We start from the raw sequence: 7,690 nt of genomic DNA, 5'->3' as shown, positions 1-7,690 counted from the left end.
CCGCCCCACTCCAACGCACCACCACCCACAACCTCCTCCGCTCCCCCGGCCAAGCCCTCTCCACCCCTCTCCGGACCGAGATGGAAGCCCGCCTCGGCGCGGACTTCTCCGGCGTACGCCTGCACACCGGCGCCACCGCCCAATGCTCGGCGGCAGAGCTCGGAGCCCGTGCCTACACCTCGGGAGAGCACATCGTCATCGGCGCGGGAGGTGCCGACAAACACACGCTGGCCCATGAGTTGACGCATGTCATCCAGCAACGGCAGGGCCCGGTCGCGGGCAGGGACAATGGCGACGGACTCCGGGTGAGCGACCCCTCCGACCGCTTCGAACGGGCGGCAGAGGCGAGCGCGGCACGGGTAATGGCGGGACCGGTGCCGAAGGACACCGGGCACCCGGAGCAAGAGCACAACCATACGCACGCGCCCGGACACCGCGGCCCGGCCGGCGCCACGGCCGTACAACGCGCCGTCGGCTTCGAGTTCGAGGCGTCCTGGAACGTACGAAGCATCACGGACGGTTCCGCGAACGTCCTCCACCAGCGCCTGCGACACCGGAAGCTGCTGATCAACGCCAGAATCCTGGACGCCTTCCTGGCTCCCTACTCGCCGTACCACACGCGTCTCTCGGAGGCGGAACGAGAGCAGGTGAAGGGGGACAGGGGAGCGGCGCTGAGGGCTCAATGGCTGGCTCCCAACGGCTTGTTGACGCCGGTCGGGCAGGCACGTTACGACGCGCTCGCGGTGACCGCGGCGGAGCGCGCTCTGCTGACGAAATCCCTGTTGGACAGGGGAGAAGTGCCGGAGGAGCCGCTGGAAGGCGAGAACCTCGGAAAGGGCCGCGTGGACGGACTCGTCGTCAAGGGAACGCAGTTCGACCTGACAGCGGACGCCAGCCCGACCGGCGGCTCCAACCTGGAGTGGGTGACCGACCCTCTCAAGACGCTCGCGGAGGTCGACTCGGTCATGGACGACGTGACCGCGATGGCGGCTTATCTCGACAGCCGGGTGAACGACACGTACATCCCCTCCGAGCACGTCACCGCAGGCCACGGTGTTCCCCAGCCGAACCTGCGGATCTACCCGGACGGGAAACCACTGAGCCTCGCACCGCAGGTGACGTTCGGCGCGACCATGGAGCAACTGTCCACTCTGATCAAGTACTTGGAGCGGCGGGTACCCATGAACGTGAAGGAACGCATCCCCCTCATCCGCAAGAAGCCGGTCCAGGGCCGCGATCAGGCGGCGACCGACCTCTCGGCGAGCGGCCTCGGCGAGCTCCCGGCCGCCCGGACCGGCGCGAAGAGGGCGATCCAGGCGCTGCTGCCCCGGCTCGGCTTCACGCCGCCGGAGACCGACGTCAGGACGCTCACCGGCCTCGTCATGCACCTTGCCGCCTATCTGCTCCAGGGGCAGCGGATCAAACAGGGGGACAACGCCAAGACGATCGCCGGCGCCCTGATGGCCCGCACGGACTTCGCCCACGCCTACAGCCTGCTGCCGACCAACCTCAGGGACCATTTCCAGGCGAACGCGGCCGAGTTCACCGATCTCGTCCTGGACGCCGCGAGCATGAACGGCACGGGAAACGCACCAGTGTTCGCCAACCCGGTCGAGCGTGGTCTCGCCAACGACCGCACCCAGACCACCATCACCCTGACCCGCTCCGCCTGGCTGAACGGCATCACGGTCGGCCACGACCTGCTGAAGCATTGGGACCATCTGACCATGCCGGAGCGGGGGATGGTCGACCAGGCCAGCGCGGAAGGCGTGCACAAGTCCCTCGGCGCCCTCGGCAGCGAGCAGAACCTCGTCGGCCCGCAGAACGACCAGGAAGCGGTCGTCTCCGAATTGCGCCGCATGAAGGACAACTTGCGGGCGGCGGAGATGAAGTCGCTCGCCATCGCCGTCTTCTCCCTGGTCGAACAGCTCAACGCCAATGAGGACCTGGCCTACAGGAAGTGACGTACGGCCCTCAGAGCGGCGTCGCCGCATGCAGGATGATGAACATCGTCACCGCCGAGTTCGCGGACGACATCGCCGATACGGCCGTCCCCGCCGCCGCCCCCTGCGACCTGCGACCTGCGACCTGCGAACGGACCCTCGCTCCAGGTCGATCAAAGGCCGACCCGAAGACAAGCCCGAGGCGAAGTAGTTCCGTGTCGGGACGACCTGAGGCGTTGTCAGGTTGAGTGGTGGCCTTCTCGGGCGGCATGATCATTCGTTTGGTCGAATCGCTGGAAGGGCTGTCCGTGGTGACGCCGTCGTACCGGGGTTTCCGCTTCCCTCCGGAGGTCATCTCCCACTGCGTGTGGCTGTATCACCGCTTCAACCTGAGCCTGCGCGACATCGAGGAGCTGATGCTCGAGCGCGGCATCGAGGTCAGCCACGAGACAGTCCACCAGTGGACGCGCCGCTTCGGTCCGGCTTATGCCGCTGCTCTACGTCGGCGCCGTCCGGGGCCTGGTGACAAGTGGCACCTGGACGAGGTGTTCGTCAAGATCAACGGCGTGCAGCGGTACCTGTGGCGGGCCGTGGACCAGCACGGGAACGTGCTGGACATCCTGCTGCAGAACCGGCGGGACGAGGCTGCGGCCAGGCGTTTCTTCCGGAAGCTGATGAAGAAGACCCGGTCGGTGCCCCGGGCGATCGTCACCGACAAGCTCCGCTCCTACGGCGCCGCCCACCGCACGGTGATGCCGTCGGTGGAACACCGCTCACATAAGGGCCTGAACAACCGGGCCGAGAACTCCCACCAGCCGACGAGGCAACGCGAGCGCGCGATGAAAGGCTTCCGATCGGTGGGTGGAGCCCAGCGGTTCCTGGCCGCGTTCAGCGGCATCTCATCCCATTTCCGACCCCGCCGTCACCTCCTCGCCGCCCCGGACTACCGCGCCGAGATGATCCTTCGCTTCGCGATCTGGGACCAGATCACCGGCCTCGCCGGCCTGCCCGCCATAGCCTGAGCCGCTTTACCACCGAAGCTGAAACGCGCCGAACCGGCTCACACCCTTGAGTACTCGCTCAACCTGACAGCACCCTTGCTCACGCTGTCGTTGGTGTGCTCGGCGACCTGGTCGAGGAGGGCGATGCCCGCGGCGTTGTCGTGTGTGTTCGCCGAGAGGATCGCGATGGCGATGACCAGGCCCAGGACGTCAACGGTCAGCGCCCGCTTGCGGCCGGGCACCCGCTTCGCGGGATCCCGGCCGGTCGTGGAGGAGGGGACCCCGGCGGCCACGCGGACGCTCTGCGTGTCCAGCACCACCAGGGTCGGGTCCTCTAATCGGCGGGACCTCTCCCGCACCTGGCAGCGCAGGAGTTCGTGGATGACCTGGTCGGTCCCGTCGTCACGCCACGCGGCGAAGTGAACCGTTCCGGGTTCGGTAGAGGGTGGGCCAAACGAACGGCGAGCTTGGTGGGTCCTGTCAGCCGAGGAGGTTCTTGTAGATGCGGCCGTCCTTGATGATGACGGCGAGGTTCTTGTCCGGGTCGCCCAGCACGGTGAGGTCCTCCGTGGGGTCGCCTTCGACGAGGAGGACATCGGCCCAGGCGCCGACCGTGATCTCGCCGAGGCGGGCCTCCTTGTAAGGGTCACGCTCACCGGAGAGCCGGAAGAGCTCGGCGTTGCCGGACGTGGCGATCCTCAGTGCCTCAGTGGGGCTGAAATCGAAGTCGGTGGACAGCCGGGTGAGCATCTCGTTCTGCAGACCGGCCTTCTCGGGCTCGAGCAGCAGATCGGTGCCGAAGGCGATCTTCGCTCCCGCTTCCCGTGCCCACATGAAGCTGTCGGCAACGCCGGCGCAGACCTCCTGGTTCTTCTCGGTGTTGTCCGGGTTGGGGTACTCGTGGTCGCTCTCGAGGAAGGGCTGGGTGCTCAGCCAGACGCCCTTGCTCGCCATCAGTTTGAAAGTCTCGGGACCGGCGGCGAGGTGGCCGTGTTCGATCGACCTGATTCCGGCGGCGATCGCGCGGCGGATGCCCTCGTCGTTGTAGACGTGCGCGGACACGTAGGTGCCCCAGTCGGAGGCGGCTTCGACTGCGGCGCTGAGCTCGTCCGGCGTGTACTGCACGACGTCCAGAGGGTCGTAGGTGGACGCCACCCCGCCGCCCGCCATGATCTTGATCTGGGAGGCGCCCTTCTTCAGTTGCTCGCGCACGGCCGCGAGCACCTGGTCACGGCCGTCGGCGACCCGCATGAAGCCGATCTGCTCGGCGCGGGTGTGCAGTCCGCAGGAGAAGGTGGTCGCGTCCTCGTAGACGGCGGAGTAGTCGCCGTGTCCGGAGGTCTGGGAGATGGCCGCCTGGCTTGGGTAGATGCGCGGGCCGGGGAAGGCGCCGGAGTCCAGGACCTGCCGTAGTGCGGCGACGTCGCCGGCCATGTCCCGGACGGCGGTGAAGCCGCGCATGAGCATCCGCTCGGCCTCGGCGAGCGCGTTGTAGTAGTTCATGCCTGTGGCCCCCATGGTCAGGCCCGCATGCGTGTTCCCGGCCGCGAAGAGGTGCACGTGCGCGTCGCTCAGGCCGGGCATGAGCACTCGCCCACCACCCTCGATGACGACGGCCCCCTCCGGCGGTTTCTCCTCGCCGATCGCGGCGATCCTGCGGTCCTGGATGAGCACCGACGTCGGCGGGGTCAGCCCGCAGCCGTCGGCGCCGAAGACGCGCACGTTACTGATCAGAATCGGCGTGGAGGTCTGCTGCTGAGTCACGATTTTCCTCTCATGGCGGAATGACGCGAGCCGGCAGGAGCCGCCGGCGGGGTGGGATCCGGGGCGCAACAGCGCCACCCGGCGTCCGCTGACACGACCGTTCACCTCGGGTGCAGCGTGGCGCGGCTGCGCGGAGAGGCTGGGGACATTAGCTCGAACGCGGTGTGTCGCCCCTCGGCCGGATGGCTCTCGGCCTCGTCGCTCGATTGACTCTTCAGGGCGCGGTCAAGTTGACCCGAGGCACTCGCTCTCGGGTCAGTGTCGAGCGGCATGTCATCAACGGCGCATGCTGCCAAGTAGTCGGTTCACGCCGTCACGGGTACGGATACGAGCACGCTGTAACCCCTGGACGCTCGGGGGGGCGCTGTCACGTTGTTGGGTGCGTGGGTCTCTGACGGCGCACCGGGGCGTGGCGGGGGTCGGGTTTCGGGCCGGTGCTCAGGCCTCGGCGGGCCGATCGGTGGCGCCGGTGGCCTGGTCCCAGAGGGCGAAGCGGGTGGTCATCTCGGTGCGGTATTCGGTGGCGGTCAGGAGGTGCCGCCGGGGCCGGAAGTGAGGGGAGATGCCGCTGAACGCGGCCAGGAACCGCTGGGCTCCGCCGACGCTGCGGAAGCCCTTCATGGCGCGTTCCCGCTGCCGGGTGGGCTGGTGGGAGTTCTCCGCCCGGTTGTTCAGGCCCTGGTGCGAGCGGTGTTCCACCGAGGGCATGACCGCGCGGTGCGCCGCACTGTAGGAACGGAGCTTGTCGGTGACGACCACCCGCGGCACCGAGCAGGTTCTCTTGAGCAGTCTGCGGAAGAAGCGCCTGGCCGCGACCTTGTCCCGCCGGTTCTGGACGAGGATGTCCAGGACGTTGCCGTTCTGGTCGACGGCCCGCCACAGGTACTTCAGCTCGCCGTTGACCTTGATGAAGACCTCGTCCAGTTGCCACTTATCACCGGGCCGGGGCCGGCGTCGGTGCAGTGCGTTGGCGTAGGCCTGTCCGAACTTCAGACACCAGCGACGCACTGTCTCGTAGGAGACGATCACGCCGCGCTCGAACATCGGCTCCTCCACCTCACGGAAACTGAGCGGGAAACGGAAGTACAGCCACACGCAGTGGGAGATGACCTCCACCGGGTACCGGTGGCCCTTGTACGACGGCGGCGCGGACGACACGAACGACTCCCTCCCCGGCACGACCAAATCCAAGATCATCCCAGGCCGGTCAGCCAACGTGACAACGCCTGACGCGCTGCGGGCCGCGTACGCCGACTATCAGCGGGAGCTGACCGGGGAGGTACGCGCGCGTGTGGGCGGTACCTGAGACGGCGGCTTGTCGCTGTCCCGGACAATCGGGATGTTCCGCGGGGGCCGCGAGCCCTGGCCGTCGTTGGGGGTCGGCCAGGTGGCGGCGCCCGCCGAGCCGCTACGCTCCCGTCCTCCGCGCCGCATCGAGCAGCGAGGCCCAGTCGGGCAGCTTGACCACGTTCCGGCCCAGCGAGGCGCCGAGTTCCGCCTCGGCCCGTTCGATCGCCCGCCACCCGGCCCACTCGACCGGCTCGATCCCCTCGGTACGCAGCGCCACCAGCGGATCCCCGGGCACGTCCCGGCGGACCAGCGCGGCCGTGTCCGCCAGCAGGGAGGCCACCGTCTCCTTGGCGCACGGCCGGTTCGTGCCGATGACACCCGTCGGGCCCCGCTTGATCCAGCCCGCCACGTACTCGCCTGGCGCCACGGCACCCTCCCGCAGCACCCGCCCGGCCAGATGTGGCACCGTGCCGCCCGAGGCGTCGAACGGCAGACCCTCCAGCGCCACTCCGCGGTACCCCACCGAACGCAGCACCAGTTGCGCCTCGATGTCCTCGTACGCTCCCGTGCCCGTCACGCCACCGTGCCCGTCCGGCACCGTCCGCTCGAAGCGCACCGCGCCCACGCGGCCGTCCCGGGCGAGCAGTTCGACCGGGCGGAGGAAGAAACGCAGCCGGATCCGCCGCCGGGCACTCGGTGCGGGGGGCTCGGCCCAGCCACGCAGCACCTCCACGTTGCGGCGCTGCGGGGCGGGCAGCCCGGAGGGATCGGCGTAGGCCGGATCCTGCGCCAACTCGGCCCGGTCCACGGCGATCCCGGTGTCCGGCAGGATGCCCAGCTCGCGCAGTTCCTTGGTGGTGAAGCGGGCCTGGGACGGACCGCGCCGGCCCACCATGGCGATGTCCGTCACCCGGCTCACCCCGAGCGCGGTCAGGGCGGCGTGCGGCACATCGGTCGGGCTCAGCTCCGGCACCCCCCGGGCCAGCATTCGTGTGACGTCCACGGCGACGTTCCCCACGCCGATGACCACGGCCGACCTGACCCCGCGCAGGAACCCGTCGTCGGTGGGGGTGCCTCCCTGCCCGGGGGAGTCCGGGTGGGCGCTGTACCAGGACACGAACTCGGTCGCCGACCAGCTCCCCGGCAGGTCCTCACCGGGGATGCCCAGCCGCCGGTCGGTGGCGGCGCCCACGCAGTACACCACCGCGTGGTAGAACTCCCGCAGCCGGGCGACCGACACTCCTGAGGGGCCGACCGCCACCCCGCCGAGGAAGCGCACCCGCTCGTGCTCCAGGACCGCGCGGAGGTTGTTCTGCAGCGACTTGATCTTCTCGTGGTCCGGTGCCACGCCGTAGCGGACCAGCCCGTACGGGCACGGCAGTCGGTCCAGGACGTCGACGCGCACCTGGGCGTCCTGCTGGACCAGACTCTGTGCGGTGTAGCACCCGCTCGGTCCGGAACCTACGACGGCGACACGCAGCACGGCGGAACTCCTCACCCCACGGACTGACAGGAGATCGCTGATGTCTCCAGCATCGCACCACCGGTGCTCCGCTGACAGGGTGCCGTCCGCCACGAGGGGTGCGTGTTCGCTCGCCTGGAAAGTGACCACACGCTTACGTTGCGTGTGCGCTTGAGGCTGCCCTTGCCGAAATCCTCGTCCGGGCAGGTCAGGCGGCATGCTCGTACTCG

Annotated in this window: 5 protein-coding genes and 1 pseudogene; 2 read left to right on the top strand and 4 right to left on the bottom strand. The window is 68.9% G+C overall.

The features are described from left to right. Positions 1 to 1,964 (top strand): eCIS core domain-containing protein (locus tag AOK11_RS38930; RefSeq protein WP_240497180.1); only part of this gene is annotated, 1,964 nt, incomplete at its 5' end. A 281-nt stretch (positions 1,965 to 2,245) separates the two neighbouring features. Further along, positions 2,246 to 2,965: an IS6 family transposase gene (locus AOK11_RS02510; protein WP_420902962.1), complete on the top strand. Its 720-nt coding sequence runs from the start codon at positions 2,246 to 2,248 to the stop codon at positions 2,963 to 2,965. A 65-nt stretch (positions 2,966 to 3,030) separates the two neighbouring features. On the opposite strand, the pseudogene AOK11_RS02505 reads toward AOK11_RS02510, so the two are convergent. From AOK11_RS02505 to AOK11_RS02490, 4 genes and pseudogenes are all read right to left on the bottom strand, one after another. Continuing rightward, a pseudogene (locus AOK11_RS02505) lies at positions 3,031 to 3,366 on the bottom strand (transposase); the annotation flags it as partial. Positions 3,367 to 3,424: 58 nt separating this feature from the next. After that, entirely contained in the window at positions 3,425 to 4,708 is a 1,284-nt protein-coding gene (locus AOK11_RS02500) for a metal-dependent hydrolase family protein (RefSeq protein ID WP_055591973.1), read from the bottom strand. A 438-nt stretch (positions 4,709 to 5,146) separates the two neighbouring features. Beyond that, positions 5,147 to 5,905 (bottom strand): IS6 family transposase, encoded by a 759-nt coding sequence (locus tag AOK11_RS02495; RefSeq protein WP_055591972.1) that lies wholly within the window; start codon positions 5,903 to 5,905, stop codon positions 5,147 to 5,149. Positions 5,906 to 6,116: 211 nt separating this feature from the next. After that, a complete protein-coding gene (locus AOK11_RS02490; RefSeq protein ID WP_055591971.1) occupies positions 6,117 to 7,481 on the bottom strand; it encodes an FAD-dependent oxidoreductase in 1,365 nt (454 codons plus the stop codon). Positions 7,482 to 7,690 lie beyond the last annotated feature (209 nt).

The organism is Streptomyces hirsutus (assembly GCF_001418415.1).
GTDB lineage: Bacteria > Actinomycetota > Actinomycetes > Streptomycetales > Streptomycetaceae > Streptomyces > Streptomyces hirsutus.
Note: the sequence above shows the minus strand (reverse complement) of the source record. Positions and strands in the feature narration are given on the sequence as shown.

Bases quoted from the DNA above. Each gene is read 5' to 3' on its own strand.
- AOK11_RS02495 (WP_055591972.1), bottom strand. From the start codon at position 5,905: ATGATCTTGGATTTGGTCGTGCCGGGGAGGGAGTCGTTCGTGTCGTCC.